Source organism: Mycobacterium branderi (assembly GCF_010728725.1).
Taxonomy (GTDB): domain Bacteria; phylum Actinomycetota; class Actinomycetes; order Mycobacteriales; family Mycobacteriaceae; genus Mycobacterium; species Mycobacterium branderi.
The window spans coordinates 290,175-308,219 of sequence record NZ_AP022607.1; the positions used below are offsets into that span (position 1 = coordinate 290,175).

Below are 18,045 nucleotides of genomic sequence, written 5' to 3' on the forward strand. Positions count from 1 at the left end.
CGTCGATCACGACCGAGGCTCGTGATGGCGCGATCGGATGACCGTGAGTCCCTGCACCTGGGCCGGCACGATGATGATCTAGCCAGCCACTTGGCGGCACCGGAAAAGGTGCGCAGCCCAGGCGACACGGCACGGCGCTGCCTCGCGGTCGCACCAGTCCCGTCGAATCGCCAACGCCGACAAAATCTGCGGAGGGCTCCTGCATGAGCCAGATTGTTCAACAGCCAGGCGCGGCGACCAGGGCGCTATCAGCGTAATCCGCAAAGCGACTGCAGCGGAAGCCTTCGGAACATTTGTCCCGATCCGGCACGTCGTGCAGCGCATTCCGCGGCTCTCACCATGGCCGGGTATGGGCGGCACACACCCATTGCAAGGGGTGCACACATGCCGAACGCTGGCATCACACCGGGGACGGTTCACGGTCACCCACCGCTGCCGTGAGGTAAGGCCTGGACAAGGCGAGGGCGCAGCTCACCACGAGCACCAGCACATACACCGGCAGCAAGTGGACGAAATGGGTGTAACCAATGGCAAAGTGGATCGCCAGCGCGGGTGCGGTGCCGAACAAGCAGCCAATGAGCAGCGACCACCAGACCCAGCGTTGCCCGCGGCGCCACCCCCACAGGCTGATCAGCGACACGGCCAGCCCGGCGCCGATCAGGGCGCCGCCGAACCCGGCGCGATCGTGCGCGATGAACGGCAGCAGATGCGTGTCGACCGATCGCAGGCCGGCGGAACTGGTGGCGAGGAATTCCAGATCGGTGGGAACGAAAACAGTTGTCAGACCCACCGCCGAGATCACGATCCCGGCCACGGCTAACCCCGCACCGACACCGATCATCAGCAGCTGTCCCCACAACGCCCGGCGCCGTTGCAGCTCATGACCCTCCGCGATCGGTGGCCAGTGCGCACCCGACGGCGCCCGCCAGACAGCGCCCATGAACATCGGCAACAAGGCGGCGACAACCAGCGTGTGCAGCGGTTCGATGAAACCGGTGGCCAGGAAATAGAAAAACGTGAGAAACGTGATCAGACCGGAGACAAGGAACGCGTTGCGCGCCCAGCGGTGCCCCTGCCTGATGCCGCCCCACGACAGCCCGAGGTAGAGCACGCCGATGCCAATCATGTTGCCGGCCATGGTGAGCCGGTCATGCTGCAGGAATCCGATCAGATGCTCATTGATGTGATGCAGCTGCGCCACCGACCGCCCGAGGTAGTCGCGGTCATACCACAACAGCACCGGCCCCAGCGCGATCGCAGCTGCGCCCAGGCCAGCGACGATCATTCCCAGGCCCACCAGGATGCCCCACACCCATGCCGGCCACCGCCACGGTCTGACTGGGACGTCGCGCCACCGCGGCGGCGGCGACGTTGGGATGGCTGCTTCGATCACCCGGTTAAACCAGCCGGGCCCCGCGGCGATCAACACTGACGGACGCGCCAGCACGATTACCGACTCGTCACTCAGCGCAGCCAGCGCGATGCGGATCTGCGGGGTCTCGAGACGGACAATGCCCGGGCCGGACCCATCCGTCACCGTGTCGACATAGGGCGCGATGGCCTCGCGCACCTGCGCCGTGGCTGCGGCCGCGATGACTCGGCATCGTCGATCAGCCGCCGCGGCGCGAACCGCTTCGACCTCGCCGGGTCCCACCGGGCCGATTTCGATCACGCTGGCGCCCTGCACGGGAAGCACCGCGATGGCTTCCCGCGCCACCGCCGCCGGCACGGACGCGCCGAACCGGCCGATGAACTGCGGCGGGACGGGGGGATGGTCAAACACCCGCGGGATCCAGCGCCGCCCGCCAAAACGAGTGACCAGCAAAGCCAAGAAACGCAACGCCAGTAACTGGGTGCGCCGTTCGCCCAGAACGGCATTGGAGATCGGGCGCAACGGATGGTAGGTCCAATCCGGCACCCCAGAAGTCTCGCACGGATTCCACTGCGCGTTCCGCGCCAAACTGCAACAGGCCATCGCGCGGTCGGCTCCGGACAGCGTCAGCAGCCATTTCACCCGGGAAGGTTGATCGCGACATGACCGGCGTTAGACTCAGCGCACAGCCAGCCACGTCCACGTTGGGGAAACTTATGAGCCGCCGGTACTTCAGTCGCAGGAACTGCCGCCACGCGGCGATACCCCTCGCCTTCGCCGCTGCAATCAGTGGAGTCGGGCTGCTGGTACCTGCACCGGCACATGCCGTTCCATCACCGGACGTGGATTACCTCTACAACGTGACGGTGCGGCGCGCGTACAACTTCCCGAATAACGACCCCATCGGTTACGGCCACACGATTTGCGACAAGGTCACCGGCGGCGAGGGTTTTGCCCAGGTGATGGGGGATGTGAAGAACGACGTCACCCCCAACGACGAGTATTCGGCCAACTACTTGGTCTCTTACGCGGTCAGTCAGTACTGTCCGGAGCAAATCTGGCAGCTGCGAAACTCCGCGGCCGGCTACCAACCGCCGCCGGGAACCGAGAGCCCGACCAGCGGGCTTCAAGGCGACGTAGCCGGAAAGTGACGTAGGCTCGGTTTGCGCTCGGCATTGACGCGTGCCGAGTGTCGGGCGGGTCTTGCTATCAGGGGCGCGTGCGTCACTGTGACGAATGCTCAGACGTGGATCCCGGAGCGAGCGGCACGAGTGCCGACGCGCCTGCTCACAGTTTTTTCGCCGCTCGGATCAACAGCGCCCCTTGGCACTCAGCGTCCGTCAAGCGGTCGGCGTGATCTCAACCGGGTGTTCACTCAACGGTTCAATTACAATTCCCACGTTTTTCATCAACTCAATTGAGCGATTCGTCTCCAGCACACTCTCTATGTCGCCCTCAAGTATCATGTACCCGGCGCGGTTCATTCGCTCGTAAAATTCGATCATCGACTCCCTGCTGCGAAAAACAGGAAAGAACTGCATACCGTCGCGCCCCAGCAGAAAAAGCTTTTGTTTGCCGTCTTTTGTATCGCCGAAAGGGGTGGAGTAGTAAACCTTAGTATCTCCGGCAGCTGGTTCGGTTTGCTTGTTTCTTTTGAATAGGCTCACGATGTCTCCCTTAATGGCGGTTGCTTCCGACGATCTGCGGCGCCCTGCGCTCCGGGAAGCTGGATGGCTCTATCTGTACTACGTGTGGAGGGCAATCGCATAGCCGACCGGAATCATTGCGAAATACACGGCCAAGCCGACCGGGATCCCGAGCAAAGGCGTCCAGCGGAAGCGTGCAGCGATGCCCGCGCCCGCGACGGCGCCACAAACGCCGGCGAACAGACACCCCCACGGAATCATGACCAGCACGTTCTGGCCGGTCGCTGATAGCTCGCACACCTTCTCGGTGCTGCCCTCATGGCATACGTCGGTGGCCATGGCCAGGGGAAACATCGCCACGACGGCGAACAGGAACCCGAGCAGCCCCAATGCGGCGAGGATGCCGATGAACCACATCCAATGCTTTTGGAACCGGTTCACCGACCGCGGCGTCGCGCCGGGCCGATCGGTGGGGGACTCCACAGAGACAAGGGTAAGCAGCTACCGGCCTCGGGTGCTGAGAATCGCGCGACCCCGGCGATTGCACGCGCCGAATCCTGAGCACCAACAACGAAAATCGTTGACACATCATCTATTCAGTAGTTGGCGTCCCGCCAAGCTCGGCGGTCCACACGTGATGCTTGTTGTTCCAGATCGCGGCATCGACAGGGTCGGTGATGCGGGTGTCGCCGGGACCGAAGGTGTCATAGACCTCGACGGCCAGCTTGAAACTGGCCACCATGCTTGGTAGCGCCGCCTCATACCAGTTGCGCTCGAACTCGTTGAACGCATCTATTACCTGTTGGGTCTCAGCCGGAGCGGCCGCGGCTACCTTCTTGGCGCTTTCGACGGTGCGGCGCATCGTGGCCAACGTTTGCTGGCCGCGGATCAGTGTGCGGGCCAGCTCCCACACCACCTCCTGAGGATTCATGAAAAAGACGCTCTCCGCGTCGCGGTCGGCCATGGCTTGATCCCCTCGGTGTCCGGTTTTGGCGCTGACGGAGGACCATAGCGGTGCAAGCCCGCAGCAAGGGGCGTTTCCTGTTGATTGGCCGGCTCGGGCAGGGGGTCAGTCAGCGGAGGATTTTGGAAGCGGCAATGCCTACTTGTTTATTCTGCCCGCGGCGCGTGCCCCGGAGTTCGGCGTCTGGCCAGTGGCAGGCAACCGTGTCCGGGGCGGCCCGCGGCCCGGCGGGCGAACAGGAAGGCATCGTGTCGTTGTGGCGGAGACGAAAAGGCCGTTCCGGCAACGAGGCGACGCCGGCGCCGCGCAGTCAACCCGCCGGCGGCGCACCACCGATCACCGTCACTGCCAACTCAGCTGATGGCCGCCGACTAAGCACCCGGCCGTGAAACCATGTGTCCGGGCCAGATCCACCGGGCCCGGCCGACTCGTTGGGGGAGGGACGATGACAGCACAGTGGGCTCAACGGTGCGTCGGTCACTAACGGCTCTGACACGCCTGCTCGTAGCCGTGCTGGCCGCCGGGTGCACCTCGACCGTCCAGGGCAGGGCCGTCCCCGCCGACACGTTAGGCCCGTTGCCGCCACCTCCGGTCGCGGCGAGCGCGCTCGATGGGCTGCTGCTGGGGGCCGACCAGATCAATGCCGCCATGCAAGCGACCGACATGACGGTCTGGATGGCTTTCGACAGCACCACCGAGGAAGATGTCGCTGATATTGATTGCCGGGCGGTGGCCATGCCGGGGGAGGGCAAGGTCTATGCAGGCACCGGATGGAGCGCCATCCGCGGCCGGCAACTCAATGAGCCGGGCGAGGTGGCCCAGTGGGATCACGTCGCCATCCAGGTGGTCGTCGCGTTCCGATCGGCTCGGCTGGCGACCGAGTTTTTTACCGCATCGACCGACAGTTGGCGTCGTTGCGCGAACCGGCGATTCTTCGATCCCAAGGAAAACCAACCCGATCTGGCATGGAGTGTGGGATCCGTCGCCACCACCCAGGGCGCCTTGACCACGTCGAAAACCCAAGAGCCCGGACCGGACTGGTTCTGCCAGCGGGCGATGATGGTGGCCAACAACGTCATTGCCGACGTCGAGACGTGCAGCGGCGACAAGACCGACCGGGCGGCGCCACAGATCGCCCACCAGATCGTTGCGAAAATCCCCACCCGGTAGGCCCCCGAATTTGGTGCTGCTGCACCCCTGAGCAGGGGCGCATGATGAGTGGATGTTCGAGCGGTTCACCGACCAGGCGCGGGCCGCGGTCGTGGCGGCCAGCGAAGCTGCGCGCGAACTGCGGCACGATTACATCGGCACCGAGCACATCCTTTTGGGTCTGCTGCGCCGGCCCGAGACGCAGGCCGCCCGGGCGCTGGCCGGCCTGGGTGTTTCGGAGGACACAGCACGCCGCGATGTCATCGAGCAGGTCGGCACAGGCCATAACGCGGTCACCGGGCACATCCCGTTCACACCCCGCGCCAAGAGCACGCTCGAGCAGTCGCTCAGCGAAGCCCTCGCCCTGCAGCACCCATACATCGGCACGGAGCACCTGCTGCTCGCCTTGGTCAGCCAGCCCGACGCCCGTGGCGCCCAAGTTCTTGCCGACCGGGTCGACGATCTGCTCGAGGTGCGTGCGGCGGTGCTCGACCGGTTAACGGCGGCGCCGCGAACCGAGGAAGATCGGGCAGTGCCGGAGGCGGAGGCGGGGCGGCGCACCATGCGCATCCGCGCCGCCGGCGACCTGTTGACGCTGGAGGTCACCGACCCCACGCTGGTCGAGCTTGCGCGCGCCGCCGCCACCGACCTTGGCGACCAGGTCGACGAGCCGGGCACCATACCCGGTGAGCTGCCTGCCGCCGCCAGCCTGGCCGCGGTGTGGCTTGCGCTGCGCGACAGCCTGGCCGACATCCGTCACCGCGCGGCAGGCCCGGCCTAGCGTGACCGCTTTGGATGTGGAGGATCAGCCTTGCCTTTCGCCGAGCGTGCCTGCGGCCACCCACGGCAAGATTGGCGTCTGATGATCGGCACCAAGGAGTGGTCTGCGGCGTTCCGACGGGCGTGCCGGCGGCACGGGATGCGCTTCGTGTCCGACGAAGGATTCCTCGTCGACGACGTTTACATCAGTTCCATCGGGCTGTACTTGCGCACAGCGAAGGCCGGCTGGAACCCGGAGGAAGTGGGGTGGACGATCGAGATCAAACCCCTCGCGCTTGATGAGGTGCTGTGGGCGGCGTTCATGCCCGAGGTGTCGATGGGCCCGCGGATGCGGGTCAACCGCCGCATCAACGGAGCCTTCCAGATTCGGGCGCGCACCATTGACACCGGTAATCGCTCGGTGTCGAAGGCAGATCAGCCCGACCAGGTATGCGACGAGATCGTTGAGCATTACCTGGCGGTGCGCAGCGAGTTCATCACACGCCACCCCACGGTCGCCGATTTCCTCACCGTCGTCCACGCCCCCGGCGATGACCCGGCCCGCCCCATCCATCTGCAACGCGAGATCACCACCCTGATCGCCGCTGGCAACGGGCAGCGTGCCGCCGAGCTCGCAGAGGCCGCCCTGGCCCGCGGTGAACACGGCACCATGTCCAACAGCCGGGCCAACGTGCTCGAACTGCTCGCCGCCTACGCCAAAGGCCCAGACGCCTACGCCGCGTTCATGAAAAGCCTGACACCCACCCACCGCCTTCAGTGGATCCGCGAAGACCGGCCCTCGGTCTGGGTCGAACTGGTCCGTGGCCGGCACCGAGGCAACTTCGCCGCCGATCTGCTGCAATTCGACGGGACCAACACGTGGGCCATCGTCCTCGAACAATGCCCGCCGGACGGCGCCGAACACGACCAAGCCGCCGTGCGATATTTACAAGCCGCTGGCACGGCCGAGGCGATGACCGTCGAAGTCCGCCAGCCCGGCGGACAGCAGTGGGGCGCGGTCTCGGTCCGCTCAGCACTGGGCCACCCCGCGCCGCCCGGAGCGGCCCGCGATGTGGCGATCGTGCTGCCGCGAAGCACCGAAACGGTCTGCCAGTCCGAGGTTTTCACCGCCGAGGAGGCGGCTTGCCTGTTCGACACCTACTATCAGACCGGTGTCGTCTCCGATGACTACACGTTGCGGCCGATCGAGGGCTATGCCGGCGACGGAGGTTATGTGCAACCGCCATCCCAGGGCGGGCAGCTGACGTGAGTCGCCCCAGAATTCGGGCACGCGCCCGAAGCCGAAAAACGGTGTCGATGCCCACGCGCCCACGGTGAGCGCCGCAGACACCGCATCGCCAAGGCGATGTGACCATCAGCCGCCACCACGGCCCCACCCTGGAGGTCAGCGAAGCCACCGAAATCCACAGGCCTGCAGCGGATCCGATCCGCAACGGCAACCCAGTCACGTGCACTGGCCGTCGACCCAGGCAATGATCCATCGCCGGCCGGCGCCTCGACCGGGATGGCGCAGTCGCCGTGTTGTCCGGTGACTACCTCCACCGCCACATTCACCACGGGTAGGCGGTCACCGTGCGCCCGGCCGAGCGTCACCGCCGGCACCATCCACGCCGTGCTCGGCGAAACCACCAGGTCCCCACTGGGACAACGTCCGGATCAACGACTTCCAACCCACAGGGAAGGATCCGCACCGCCGCGCTCGGGCACGGTCGGTACCTCGCCCGCAACTCCCGGCGAGAAGGCACCGCCGGCCCGGCCCGCTGCGCCGCGCGTCGAGCCGGCACCCGTTGAGAAGTCGAGTAGAAATACCTTGAAGGCTGTCTCCGTTGTGCGAGAACACAGCTCGCCGCTCTAGCCTGGCATAAGACGCGCCACCGCCTACCGTTGCCGCGTACAGAAGGCCCCGTTGAAAATCCGGAACACGGCCTCGGGAGGTCAGCCTTTGTCACGAGGCATGGTAGCAATATGTTAGCTTCATCGTTCGCCGTGACCTCGAAAGCAGCTGCTGTGGCGCAGCATTTCCGCATAACCGGCTCAGGAAGTGCCGATCCGTTTCAAGGCGAGTCATGATCCTGCGCCACGGTTCGGTCAATGCCTTATCCAAAGTTGGGACGCTACTGCTGGCGTTGCAGTTAATTGCGGGGTGCGCGGACATCGGCAAGCAATCGCTGAAGGTGATTCCGCCCGCCGAAGCTGTGAAAAAGATCGACGCGCAGACGAAAGGCTTCTCGATACCGAGCTCATTTCTGCCGATCAAGGCCTGCGAGCTACACACAGCACTCGGCTCAGCGAACATCAGCATCAGCGGCGCGTTCAAAGCTCCGACAAGAGATGTCAATACATATGTCGCCCAAGCCCACGCTCAGGGCGGAGTGCCGTTTTTTCGGCCCGCGGGATGTCCACCACCACCGCCATCACAGCAAGGACCAGTAGCCGACCTATCCCCATCCTTTGTTGAGATGTGGTATGACTCTGGGGTATTCGCGCAGTGCACCACCCTCGAGTACTTGGAGATTCCCAGCTCTGAATTGAGAAGCGAACGCGCAAGCGGCGGTGTTTACCGCCAGGTGGGCTCCGGCGCGAAAAACGATGACGAATCCACGGGCTTCGTCGTGCAATTCGTCATTCCCTGAAACCGCACCACACGAAGCCAGGCGCCACAGCCTTACACCCACGCTGCATCCAGCGCACTGCACGCCCGTCGAGCGTGCTGATGGTGTCATTTTTCGACGCGGGTTACTGGCCAGCCAAACGAGGCTGAGGTGCGCCTCGACCGGCTTGTGCCTGGCGCAATTGAGTGCTGCGGTTGAACTACTCACCCTCTTGGGGAGTGCCCGCCCATCGTCGACTGGGCAGTCGGCCACGTCGACACGAAGGCGTCGACCTCATCGGGGATTCCATCTTGGCTTCTTGTAGATCTCAAGCTTGACGCGTGGGGGTCATTGCTGAAAATACGGCACGCGCAACTCTTTCGCAGAGTGACCGTTACCGAACTTCGTTGCTGATGTCGACCGACAGTATGGAATGGTCGGAACGGTGGTCGAACGTGTCGCGGCATTGGCCGTACAGGTGAATCCCGACATGGCTGCCGACTTTGACTGCTGCAGGCGGGCGCGGCGCCACGCCGACGATGGCCCCGAAATCCGCGCCCGTCGTAGCCCAGGACCCGATCGTGCGGATTGGTCATCGCATCCATGGCGCCACCGGCCCCTTAAGGTCTGGAGAGTTTGATGTATGCAGTGGTGGTGCCGCCGCCGTCCGGTTGGAGTATGACGTCACGTTGGACGCCGCCCGGGCGACGGTCGCGCACGCATACCGACTCTGCGGTCTCGGTGATCGTGCGGTCTGGCCAGTCCGCCGCCAACCCACGGCAAGTGCTCATGGTCTGGCTCGGGTTGGGGGTGTTGAGGTCGATTTCGGATTCCGTGAGGAACGCGGCAGTAGCACGGGTGCCAAAGGTTGCGACGAGGCTGATATCGACACCGCCCTGTGGGTCTTCAGTCATCGTGGCCATGGTGATCTTCGCATCGGCGGGAAGGTGGACATCACCCGTTTGACTAACGGCGGCACGTACTTTCCCCGCATCGGCGATGTGGCGAATCCCGCTGTGGTCGAATGCCAGCCATAGGACCAGCACTGTCCCGATAACGGTGAGAGCCACCGCCGGTGCCATCCACAGATATCTGGGTTTAACCACCATATGTACCCGTCAGTGACGAGACACCCGACGATCCATACACCCGGTAGCTTTTCGCCCAGCCGGCGGATTCAAGTTGTCGCATATCGGAATCGACGGACTGCTTTGCCCCGTGCAGTGGGTCGCCGCTGCCCCAATTTTCGGACTGGTGGAAGTAGTAATAGTCATAGACATTGGTTCGATAACTCATCGAATAGGTGACGCGACCTTCGGCATCAGGCGGGTTCACTGTCACGAGCGCCGAGGTCGATACGGAGAAATGCCCGATTCCACAAGTGATGTCCGGGTCTTGCGCGAGCACCGAGGAATACGGAGTCGTGATGGCTTGCGGTTTCCCGTACAACGTGGGATCACTCGCAGCGTTGGCAACAGCCTGCTGCACCGAGCTATTCACGTCACGCCGGATAGTCGGCACCACACCCGCATCGTTGACAATCGTGTTCATCGATGAGTCCGGCAGCGTGAACGGATTGCCGGTGTTGGCAAGGTAGTGGTCCATCATGGAATTTGAAAGCTCATAACCATGAGCATTGAAATACCCTTTGACCAGTGCTTCGGCTTCTGCTTTATTCATTGTCGCCTTGAACTTATCGAAGGGTCCGGTCTGAGAGCCATACTTTGCAACGTCATCGGGCACGGGAGGGTCGGCCGGTGGTGGCGGCAAGTCGAGATTCGGTGACTGTGGAGGAGTTTCGGGTCTTAGCCCGGCGGGTGACTCCGGCTTGGTGCCATAGTCGGCTGCCCGCACCGTGTCGTCGCGGCCTTGGCCGTTGGTGGTTGACGCCTGCGATTGGGTGCCTACTTCCGCTATCAGGGCCGCGTTGTCGGTGTCTTGGGCCTGCAATGCCTGGACGGCTGCCTGCGCTGTGGTCTGCAGTTGTGGTCCCTTTCCGGCCAGCTGCGCCGACATCGTCGCCACCTTGGTCTGAACCGCCTGCGCCACACCGGCTGCTGCCGCGTCGATCGGTGAGGCCCCACTAGTGGCGACGGGGACGGGCCCGGGCTGTGCGGCCCGCTCCAAGCGCTCAGCCACAGCCGCCCCCACCTGCATCAGTGTTCAGCCTGAACACTGATTCCACCGCCGGACACCTGCGCCGTGCCAGGCAGTGTATGCGCCATGCCCCAAACGTCCCGGGCCAGTGGCGATCGGGTTCGGGCGATATCAGCCGAGCCAGTCCCGCAAGGACTCGTTAAGTAGGCCCTTGCATCGGCCACCCTTCGAGGGTTAGGTGTAGCACCTTTCGCGCCAATTCGCGCTCTGTACGGAAATTAACCCGTTGTGGGGGCACTTGGCTCTGACTTGCCGGTAGTGCCGGTTGCTGGGGTGGCGGGTCCGTCCGCGCCTCAAAGGGACTCGGCGGATGTGTCGTTGCACGCGCCCAGCGAGGTGATCGCGCTCAACACCGCGATGCGGCCATCACCCAAGACGTTGACCCACAGGTCATCAAACAGGCGGGCGACGCCTGACGGCAAGTCCACAACGACGCCGGTGCGGACGGCCACCCGTTGGCCGGGTGCTCAAAGGTTCAGCCGGAATGGCAGGCACCGATAACCGGGCGCATGCTTGGGCTGCGAAGTACGACCTCTTGAGTGGGGGCGTGATGGTGCCAGCGGTGTTATGGAGTCGGCTTCTGCGGCGATGATCGCTGCAGGACAAGCCAGATTCGAGACGGTCCATCCGGGAACACCGCACCCGCCGACAAGAGATCGAGTACTACAACCAGCCAGGGCTGTACCGGATCGAGATGCGCCCGGCAACGAGAATCACAAATACGAACTACCAGGGAGGGCTGATGAAGATCAATCAGCGTGACCGGGCGGGCCGAACGGTATTGCACTATGCCGTCGGAGACACACGGCATGATCTGCAATACATTGCGGCGCAGACCGATCCGACACTCGCCGCGGAGAACTTCCGCAAGAACAATGAATTCAAGATCGCGGACACCACTAAGCTCCTCAACGAAGGTGCGGACGTCAACGCCGCCGACTTCGAAGGACTCACACCGCTGCACGCAGCCGCTATACGAGACAGCGTAGATGTTGTGCGCATACTGCTCGAAGCTGGAGCCGGCCCCAACGCCGCTGATAACCGCGGGGAAACAGCGCTTTACAAGACTGTGCACAACAACACAACACCAGCTGACGTCGCCATCGCACGTCTCCTGCGCGAACATGGGGCCGACCCTCATGCGCAAACATCGAATGGCTCCACCCCGGTGGAATTCGTACAACGCCTCGGCACACCTGAGACGCGAGAGGTGTTCGCGGACTTGCTGTGATGTAGCTCAGCCGTGTGGGTGGCCGGGAGCGACCGTATGGAAAGAGCTGCCAGCGAGGGCTCATGAACGGAGATAGACCCGTGTCGGGCTCAAGTCGGCCGCGCAACGCCACAGCATTGCGCATCCGGAGGCACCCGCACCGAGCCGCATGTCGTTTTGTTCGCTAGACGACCCGCACTCCAAATGCCGCCGCGCACATAGGCATCAGCGTCGAGAGCACCACTGCATTGGGCGTGGTGGTTTCCAGCCCGGTGACGATGTGCGTTTTGCGATTCGGTGCTGAGCGTGCCCACACCCGTGCCTGCCCGTGCTTTCCCGATAGCACCGTCAGGTTGTTGAAGACCGGGTTGATCTCGACACCGTCGAAGCCGGACCACGGGTATGTTTTTGTGCGCAGGAATCGTGCGGTGAACCCGTCGCGGGACAGCGTGAGGAAACACCGGCCGTCTTTGATCGAGTACTCCTGTCCGGCGCGCAGCGTCGCCAGGATGCGTTGCGCTATGCGCGGTTCGATGAACCGTTGGGAGATGCCGGCCAGCCCCTGCCACGCCACCTCGTTCTCGGGCACATTTGTTCTGGTCGGGTTGTCCAGATCGAGGGCACTCGTCTGCCCGGTGACATCGGTAACCGAAAAGCCCCGGTACACATAGATTCCACCGGTATGGTTGTTTGTCGGGCCGGGAACGGCGACGATCGTGTGGTTCCAGTAGGCGACCTCCACGATGTCATCGAGCGGGATCGGTCTGCCCGCGAGGATCAGATGATCCGCCGTCAGCGATGCCAGCCACCCCTGGCCGTCCCAAAAGCCGGTGCTGATCCCGTCAGAACCGGGATACCACGGCATGACGCCACCTTCCCATAGCGCGGCTGTATTCCTCAGTCCGCCGTCGCCGGCGGGTGGGCGGTCGGTGTTCCCACAGGCACCGCGGGCATCTGATGCCCGGCCCGCCGGCTGCGTGCGGCCAAATAGCCTAGGCCGTAAGCGATTATCGGCAGCCCCCACGCCGGGATTGACATGAGCAGCGCCAAGACGGCCTGGACGTATTGGCCGCGGAAGACCGGCGCGCCGGCGGCGGCGTCGCCCGCGCCGTAGATCAGCATCGCCACCGCCAGGAAGGCGGCGGCGCCGATGGTCGGTGCTGCCCAGCCCGCCAGCAGCACAGCAACGCCCACCGTGGCGATCATGGTGACCAGCAGCCAGTACCGTTTCGTCGGCGAGACGGCGTAGGCCTCGGCGGCGGTGGTGGCGCGCGGCGCGGGGGTGTCGCCTTCGTCGGGATCGGGGCGGCTGTCCGCGTCCAGCAGCGCGTAGATCCGCCCGCCGATTTTGATGTAGGGCGTCCGGAAGTAGGCGCGCACGACGACGATGAGCATCGCCAGGCAAAAGACGATCGCCGAGATCTGCCAGCCGCGGAACGACGCGCCCGCGGCCAACAGGGCCCCGGTCAGCGTCCAGCCGTACCAGTACACGCGGCGCTCCTGGCGCCGGTCGCGGCTGGTGGCAGCCAGCACGCAGCCCACGACGACGACGACGAAACCGGCCACGAACAGCGCCTCCGCCCAGACCGGTACGGCGATGCCGTTCACCAGGCACCTGCTTGCGACACGAGCTCATCCTCCGGTACCGCTACGGGATGTCCCCGCAGAATTCTGCTGATCGTTCACCGAGCACGGCAGCGCTACAGTAGAACTGTGATCAGATGGAGATTAGCATAGCAATGCTACGACTCAATAGTCGAATGGCGTGCACAGCGGCGATGATCCCGCTGCTGGCAGCGTGTTCGGCGCTGGGTGCTGTCGAACAACGGCCGGCGCAGCCATCGGCGCCGACCGCACCCGCGCAGGGCAGCGGTGGACCGTTCTTTCCACTATGCGGCGGCATCAGCGACCAGGTGGTCACCGCCGTGACTCAGCAGCGCGGCCTGATCAACACCGCCCAAAGTTCGGTGGGCTGTCAGTGGCTGGCGGGCGGGGACGTGCGCGGCTCACAGTTCAGCTTCTCCTGGTATCGCGGCAGCCCGATCGGGCGCGAACGCAGGATCATCGCCGTGGACCACACCAGCGTCGAGGACATCAGCATCGACGGCCACGACGGTGTCATCGCCAAGGACAGCCAAAAGGCGTTGGGCGACAACTTCTGTGAGATCGCGATCGGGTTCGCCGGGGACTTCATCGAGTGGACCGTCGACTTCCAGCAGAAACCGTTCCCTGATCCGTGCGGGGTGGTCAGGGAACTCACCCATCAATCGATAGCTCACGCGAAATGAGCCGGTCCGTTGCACAGCGAGCCCTCGCCGGCGCGGTCATCACAGCAGTGACGGCGTTGGGCGGCTGCACCAGGTCGGTGGACGGCACCGCGGTCAGAGCAGGCGCGGGCGGTCAGACAGCGCATAACGGTTCCCGGCAGCAGTATCCCAACCTGTTCAAAGAGTGTGATGTGCTCACCACCGATGTCATCGCCAAGGCGGTGGGCGCCGACCCGCGCGATATCCAACGCAGTTTCGTCGGCGCCATCTGCCGCTGGCAGGCCGCCACCCCGGCCGGACCGGTTGACATCACCCGGTTCTGGTTCGAGCAGGGCAGCCTGGCCAGCGAGCGCAAGGTCGCCGAGAACCTGAAATATCGGGTTGAGACCCGGTCGATCGCGGGCGTGGCATCGATCGTGATGCGACCCGATGATCCCAGCGGCTCGTGCGGGGTGGCCAGCGATGCGGCGGGCGTGGTCGGGTGGTGGGTCAATCCGCAACGGCCGGGCGGCGATGCGTGCCGTCAGGCGGTCAAGTTGATGGAGCTGAGCCTGGCCACCAATTACTGACTCCGCGCGGACACCTGCGGACAACAGTGAATGTGGTTATCAGCCGGATACGCTGTCGGAGTGGTTCCGCAGTGGCGGGTAGGCCCGCTGGTGGTGCCCGTGCACGGGGTGTTCGTCGGGCTGGGGGTGCTGGCCGCCGGAGTGGTTTTCGTCGCCGAGGCGCGCCGCCGCGACGCGGTCAACGACCAGTCGCTGGTCGCGGTGACCGGTGCGCTGGTCGGCGGCGCGATCGGCATGCGCCTGTCCGGGTGGGCCCGCCACCTCGATCCTCAGTTCAATCCCAGCCTGGCGCAGGCGTGGGAGTATGGGTCGCGCAGCATTCTGGGTGGTCTGCTGGGCGCCTATGTCGGTGTGTTGGTCGCCAAGCGCATCGGCGGTTATCGGGGCAAGACCGGTGATTTGTTCGCCCCGGCGGTGGCGCTGGGCATGGCGGTCGGCCGGCTCGGGTGTCACCTGACCGAAGCGCCGGGGCGGCCCACTTCGCTGCCGTGGGGAGTACATGCACCTATCACCACACCGAAATGTCCGGGCTGCCTTACCGGCGCGGCCATGCATCCGTCGTTTCTTTACGAAATCGCGTTCCAGCTGGCCGCTTTCGGCATTCTGCTGTGGCTGCGCGAGCGGGTCAGCCAACCGGGTGAGCTATTCGTCATCTACATCGCCGGCTACGCGGCGTTCCGGTTCTTCGTCGAATTCGTCCGCGCCAACGAGGTGGTGTGGCTGGGATTGACACGGCCGCAATGGTTTCTGTTGCCGTCACTGGTCGTCGTGGGCCTGCGGCTGCGCTACGGCTACCGGCGCGGCTACTATGACCGGCTGATCGCACGGCAGGAAGCACCCGCATGACCACCCCGCCACCGGATGCGCCGGAGCCGCCCGATCAAAACTGGCCGCCGCCGGGATACCCGCCATATCAGCAACCGGGGTATCCGCCGTATCCGCCCGGCCACCCGTACGATCCGCCGACCTATCCCGGTTGGCACTCCCCGCCGCGCCGTAGCTCGCTCGGATATGTCGTGGGCTTGGCGGCGGCCGGCGCGGTCATCCAGTGGGGAATCAACTTCTGCGCTTTCATCATGCTCCTGGTCACCTCCAACAAGGGCCACAACCACGCGGTCATCGTGACAGCCGCCGTGATGCTCGCGGTCATCGCATTCGGGGGCGGCCTCGGGCTGATCGTGATGCGCAAGCCTTGGTCGGTGGGGGTGGGACTGGGCCTGATAATCGGCTGGGCGTTGGCGTCCATCCTCAGCGGCGGCCTGTGCACCGGGTTGAACCCGGCGGACTACGCCGGATAGCGACAACCGCGAATTATCCACTGACTCAACGACAGGGACCACGCACATGACTGCTCCACCACCGGACGAACCCCAAGAGCCGCAGCAGCCGTGGCCGGCGCCGCGGATCTCTGCCGGTGACGTCCTTGCGGGAGTGTTCGTTTACTTCGTGATCAACTTTGCGGTCGGGGTCGGCGTGCTCAACGCCGGCAACGGCGGGCATCTGTCTATGGGCACGGCGGTAGGGATCGGCGCCGCGGTGCTCGCCCTGATCAGCTTCGGTGGGGGCGCCGCACTGATCGCACGGCGCAAGCCCTCGACGAAGGCACTGGGCATCGGGCTGATGATCGGCTGGGCGCTCACGTCGATCATCACCGTCGGCGTCTGCACCGGTTTGAATCCTGCGATGTACACGGGCGCATGATGGCGGGCATGGAGCTGCGGGGCGACCGTATCCACCGCTACGTCAACGCGTTTTGCCCGCACTGTCACGCCGAGCAGCCCGATGCTGCGCTGAGCGGCGTCGCCCGGCTGGCCGGCTGGCTGGCCGTACGCGACGAGCGGGTATGGCTGGAGCGGGGCTGCCCCGCCCACGGGCTGGTGCGCACTCTGTACGACGAGGACCCGGAAATCCTTGCCTACCTTGAGGAGTGGACGGCCCCCACCAAATCGCACACCCCGGACGTGGCCGGCAACTTCGACCCGCTCCCGGGCGCGTATCTACGGGGACTGCCCGAGATGCAGACCCAGCACACCTGCATCCTGCTCGAAGACATCGCCGCGGTGTGCAACCTGCGATGCCCCACGTGTTTCGCCGACTCCTCACCCAAGCTGCGCAACGTGGTGGCCGTCGGCGACGTGCTGGCCAACGTCGATCAGCGGCTCGACCGGGAAAACGGGCACATCGACGTGCTGATGCTGTCCGGGGGCGAACCCACCCTGCATCCCCGGCTGCCGCAGCTGCTGGCCGAGCTCGCCGCGCGACCGATCACCCGAATCCTGATCAACACCAACGGCGTTCGCATCGCCACCGACGACGAGCTGCTCGACCTGCTCACCGAATATCGCGAACGCGTCGAGACCTATCTGCAATTCGACGGCCTGTCGCCGGCCGCCCACCGCCACCACCGCGGCGGCGACCTGCGCAGGATCAAGGATGATGCCCTGTGCCGACTGTCCGAGCGGGAAATCTTTTCCACCCTGGTGATGACAGCGGCGCTGGGCGTCAACGACGGCGAGATCGGCGACGTCGTGCGGGTGGCGCTGGACACACCGTTCGTCGGCGGGGTGTCGATCCAGCCGCAGTTCGGTTCGGGCCGCTCCGATTACCTCGACCCGCTCAACCGGCTCACCCACACCGGCGTGCTCAAGCGGCTGGGGCCCCAAACCAACGGTCTGGTCACCTGGCGCGATCTGACCGCGCTGCCCTGCTCACATCCGCACTGCTGCTCGGTCGGGTACCTGTTGCGCGACGAGGCCGGCCAGTGGCGTTCGCTGGTCGCGCTCATCGGCCACGACAACCTCAAAGACAAGCTGGGACTGGTCGCCAACCGCATCGCCGACAGCGAGCTTCCGCGCGAGCTGCGGCTGGCGGTGCGCGAATCGCTGCTGGGTTTGCTTTCCGAGCAGTCCTCCCTGTCGCATCCGCAGATCGGCGAGGTCTGGCGCAACATCTGCGAAAACTGCGATTTGGGTATGTCCACGCTGCTGACCCTGGCCTCTGCCGCCGTCCCCGGGCGGCGACACAAGCTGCGACGGCTGTTCGGGGAGCGCATCGTGCGGATCAGTGTCAAACCCTTCATGGACATCTCGACGATGATCGAAGAGCGCCTGGTGCAGTGCTGTGTGCACGTGGGCACCAGATCCTCACAGGACCAGTGCGCCCCGTTTTGCGCCGTGCAGGCCTGGCCGCAGCTGAGCCGGCAACGATTGTCGGTGTCCGCTGAGCGGCTGCTGCCAGTCGTGACGATGCCCTGAATCGTGCGCCCGAATAGCCGCACCCGAGCTTCCTAACCCGGCCCACCTGCCGGCGGTATCGCGGCAAGAATGGATGACCGAAATGT

Annotated in this window: 21 protein-coding genes; 12 read left to right on the top strand and 9 right to left on the bottom strand. The window is 64.7% G+C overall.

The window, feature by feature from the left end:
* Nucleotides 1-400 precede the first annotated feature (400 nt).
* Nucleotides 401-1,918 (bottom strand): hypothetical protein, encoded by a 1,518-nt coding sequence (locus G6N47_RS26350; protein WP_083132801.1) that lies wholly within the window; start codon nucleotides 1,916-1,918, stop codon nucleotides 401-403.
* 296 nt (nucleotides 1,919-2,214) lie between these two features.
* Here G6N47_RS26350 and G6N47_RS26355 point away from each other — a divergent pair, with 296 nt between their 5' ends.
* Nucleotides 2,215-2,523, top strand: a complete 309-nt coding sequence (locus tag G6N47_RS26355; protein WP_308206291.1) for a DUF732 domain-containing protein — start codon at nucleotides 2,215-2,217, stop codon at nucleotides 2,521-2,523.
* Nucleotides 2,524-2,712: 189 nt separating this feature from the next.
* Here G6N47_RS26355 and G6N47_RS26360 read toward each other — a convergent pair whose 3' ends face one another.
* From G6N47_RS26360 to G6N47_RS26370, 3 genes are all read right to left on the bottom strand, one after another.
* Nucleotides 2,713-3,039: a hypothetical protein gene (locus tag G6N47_RS26360; RefSeq protein WP_083132673.1), complete on the bottom strand. Its 327-nt coding sequence runs from the start codon at nucleotides 3,037-3,039 to the stop codon at nucleotides 2,713-2,715.
* A 78-nt stretch (nucleotides 3,040-3,117) separates the two neighbouring features.
* Nucleotides 3,118-3,501: a hypothetical protein gene (locus G6N47_RS26365; RefSeq protein WP_083132674.1), complete on the bottom strand. Its 384-nt coding sequence runs from the start codon at nucleotides 3,499-3,501 to the stop codon at nucleotides 3,118-3,120.
* Between the two features lie 109 nt (nucleotides 3,502-3,610).
* Nucleotides 3,611-3,982: a hypothetical protein gene (locus tag G6N47_RS26370; RefSeq protein ID WP_083132675.1), complete on the bottom strand. Its 372-nt coding sequence runs from the start codon at nucleotides 3,980-3,982 to the stop codon at nucleotides 3,611-3,613.
* 468 nt (nucleotides 3,983-4,450) lie between these two features.
* On the opposite strand from G6N47_RS26370, the gene G6N47_RS26375 reads away from it, so the two are divergent.
* From G6N47_RS26375 to G6N47_RS26390, 4 genes are all read left to right on the top strand, one after another.
* Nucleotides 4,451-5,152 carry a sensor domain-containing protein gene (locus G6N47_RS26375; RefSeq protein WP_163659892.1) on the top strand — a complete coding sequence of 234 codons (702 nt, stop codon included), beginning with the start codon at nucleotides 4,451-4,453 and terminating at the stop codon, nucleotides 5,150-5,152.
* Nucleotides 5,153-5,204: 52 nt separating this feature from the next.
* Nucleotides 5,205-5,912, top strand: coding sequence for a Clp protease N-terminal domain-containing protein (locus G6N47_RS26380; protein ID WP_083132677.1), 708 nt, complete (start codon nucleotides 5,205-5,207; stop codon nucleotides 5,910-5,912).
* Between the two features lie 81 nt (nucleotides 5,913-5,993).
* Nucleotides 5,994-7,160: a hypothetical protein gene (locus G6N47_RS26385; RefSeq protein WP_083132678.1), complete on the top strand. Its 1,167-nt coding sequence runs from the start codon at nucleotides 5,994-5,996 to the stop codon at nucleotides 7,158-7,160.
* Between the two features lie 817 nt (nucleotides 7,161-7,977).
* Nucleotides 7,978-8,544, top strand: coding sequence for a hypothetical protein (locus G6N47_RS26390; protein WP_083132679.1), 567 nt, complete (start codon nucleotides 7,978-7,980; stop codon nucleotides 8,542-8,544).
* Nucleotides 8,545-9,122: 578 nt separating this feature from the next.
* Here the strand turns inward: G6N47_RS26390 and G6N47_RS26395 are convergent.
* The 3 genes from G6N47_RS26395 to G6N47_RS26405 form a co-directional block, all read right to left on the bottom strand.
* Nucleotides 9,123-9,584: a hypothetical protein gene (locus G6N47_RS26395; protein WP_083132680.1), complete on the bottom strand. Its 462-nt coding sequence runs from the start codon at nucleotides 9,582-9,584 to the stop codon at nucleotides 9,123-9,125.
* 16 nt (nucleotides 9,585-9,600) lie between these two features.
* Nucleotides 9,601-10,551, bottom strand: a complete 951-nt coding sequence (locus G6N47_RS26400; protein WP_083132681.1) for a hypothetical protein — start codon at nucleotides 10,549-10,551, stop codon at nucleotides 9,601-9,603.
* Between the two features lie 401 nt (nucleotides 10,552-10,952).
* Nucleotides 10,953-11,111 (bottom strand): hypothetical protein, encoded by a 159-nt coding sequence (locus tag G6N47_RS26405; protein WP_163659893.1) that lies wholly within the window; start codon nucleotides 11,109-11,111, stop codon nucleotides 10,953-10,955.
* Between the two features lie 290 nt (nucleotides 11,112-11,401).
* On the opposite strand from G6N47_RS26405, the gene G6N47_RS26410 reads away from it, so the two are divergent.
* Complete coding sequence (locus tag G6N47_RS26410) at nucleotides 11,402-11,890, top strand: ankyrin repeat domain-containing protein (protein ID WP_163659895.1); 489 nt, start codon at nucleotides 11,402-11,404, stop codon at nucleotides 11,888-11,890.
* A gap of 163 nt (nucleotides 11,891-12,053) precedes the next feature.
* On the opposite strand, the gene G6N47_RS26415 is transcribed toward G6N47_RS26410, so the two are convergent.
* Together G6N47_RS26415 and G6N47_RS26420 are read right to left on the bottom strand one after the other, a co-directional pair.
* The gene (locus G6N47_RS26415) at nucleotides 12,054-12,734 is read right to left on the bottom strand and encodes a hypothetical protein (RefSeq protein WP_083132683.1); all 681 of its coding nucleotides are present in this window, start codon (nucleotides 12,732-12,734) and stop codon (nucleotides 12,054-12,056) included.
* Between the two features lie 32 nt (nucleotides 12,735-12,766).
* A complete protein-coding gene (locus G6N47_RS26420) occupies nucleotides 12,767-13,477 on the bottom strand; it encodes a hypothetical protein (RefSeq protein WP_083132684.1) in 711 nt (236 codons plus the stop codon).
* Between the two features lie 152 nt (nucleotides 13,478-13,629).
* On the opposite strand from G6N47_RS26420, the gene G6N47_RS26425 reads away from it, so the two are divergent.
* Genes G6N47_RS26425 through G6N47_RS26450 form a run of 6 tightly spaced genes read left to right on the top strand, consistent with a single transcriptional unit; the run spans nucleotide 13,630 to nucleotide 17,959 of the window.
* Nucleotides 13,630-14,157 carry a DUF3558 domain-containing protein gene (locus G6N47_RS26425; protein ID WP_139799571.1) on the top strand — a complete coding sequence of 176 codons (528 nt, stop codon included), beginning with the start codon at nucleotides 13,630-13,632 and terminating at the stop codon, nucleotides 14,155-14,157.
* Entirely contained in the window at nucleotides 14,154-14,705 is a 552-nt protein-coding gene (locus tag G6N47_RS26430) for a DUF3558 domain-containing protein (RefSeq protein WP_083132686.1), read from the top strand. The genes G6N47_RS26425 and G6N47_RS26430 overlap by 4 nt, the downstream gene beginning before the upstream one ends.
* A 60-nt stretch (nucleotides 14,706-14,765) precedes the next feature.
* The gene (locus G6N47_RS26435) at nucleotides 14,766-15,551 is read left to right on the top strand and encodes a prolipoprotein diacylglyceryl transferase (protein ID WP_083132687.1); all 786 of its coding nucleotides are present in this window, start codon (nucleotides 14,766-14,768) and stop codon (nucleotides 15,549-15,551) included.
* The gene (locus tag G6N47_RS26440; RefSeq protein ID WP_083132688.1) at nucleotides 15,548-16,003 is read left to right on the top strand and encodes a hypothetical protein; all 456 of its coding nucleotides are present in this window, start codon (nucleotides 15,548-15,550) and stop codon (nucleotides 16,001-16,003) included. The genes G6N47_RS26435 and G6N47_RS26440 overlap by 4 nt, the downstream gene beginning before the upstream one ends.
* Nucleotides 16,004-16,049: 46 nt before the next feature.
* Complete coding sequence (locus tag G6N47_RS26445; RefSeq protein ID WP_232080428.1) at nucleotides 16,050-16,406, top strand: hypothetical protein; 357 nt, start codon at nucleotides 16,050-16,052, stop codon at nucleotides 16,404-16,406.
* 8 nt (nucleotides 16,407-16,414) lie between these two features.
* Nucleotides 16,415-17,959 carry a radical SAM protein gene (locus G6N47_RS26450; protein ID WP_083132803.1) on the top strand — a complete coding sequence of 515 codons (1,545 nt, stop codon included), beginning with the start codon at nucleotides 16,415-16,417 and terminating at the stop codon, nucleotides 17,957-17,959.
* The last annotated feature ends 86 nt before the right edge of the window (nucleotides 17,960-18,045 follow it).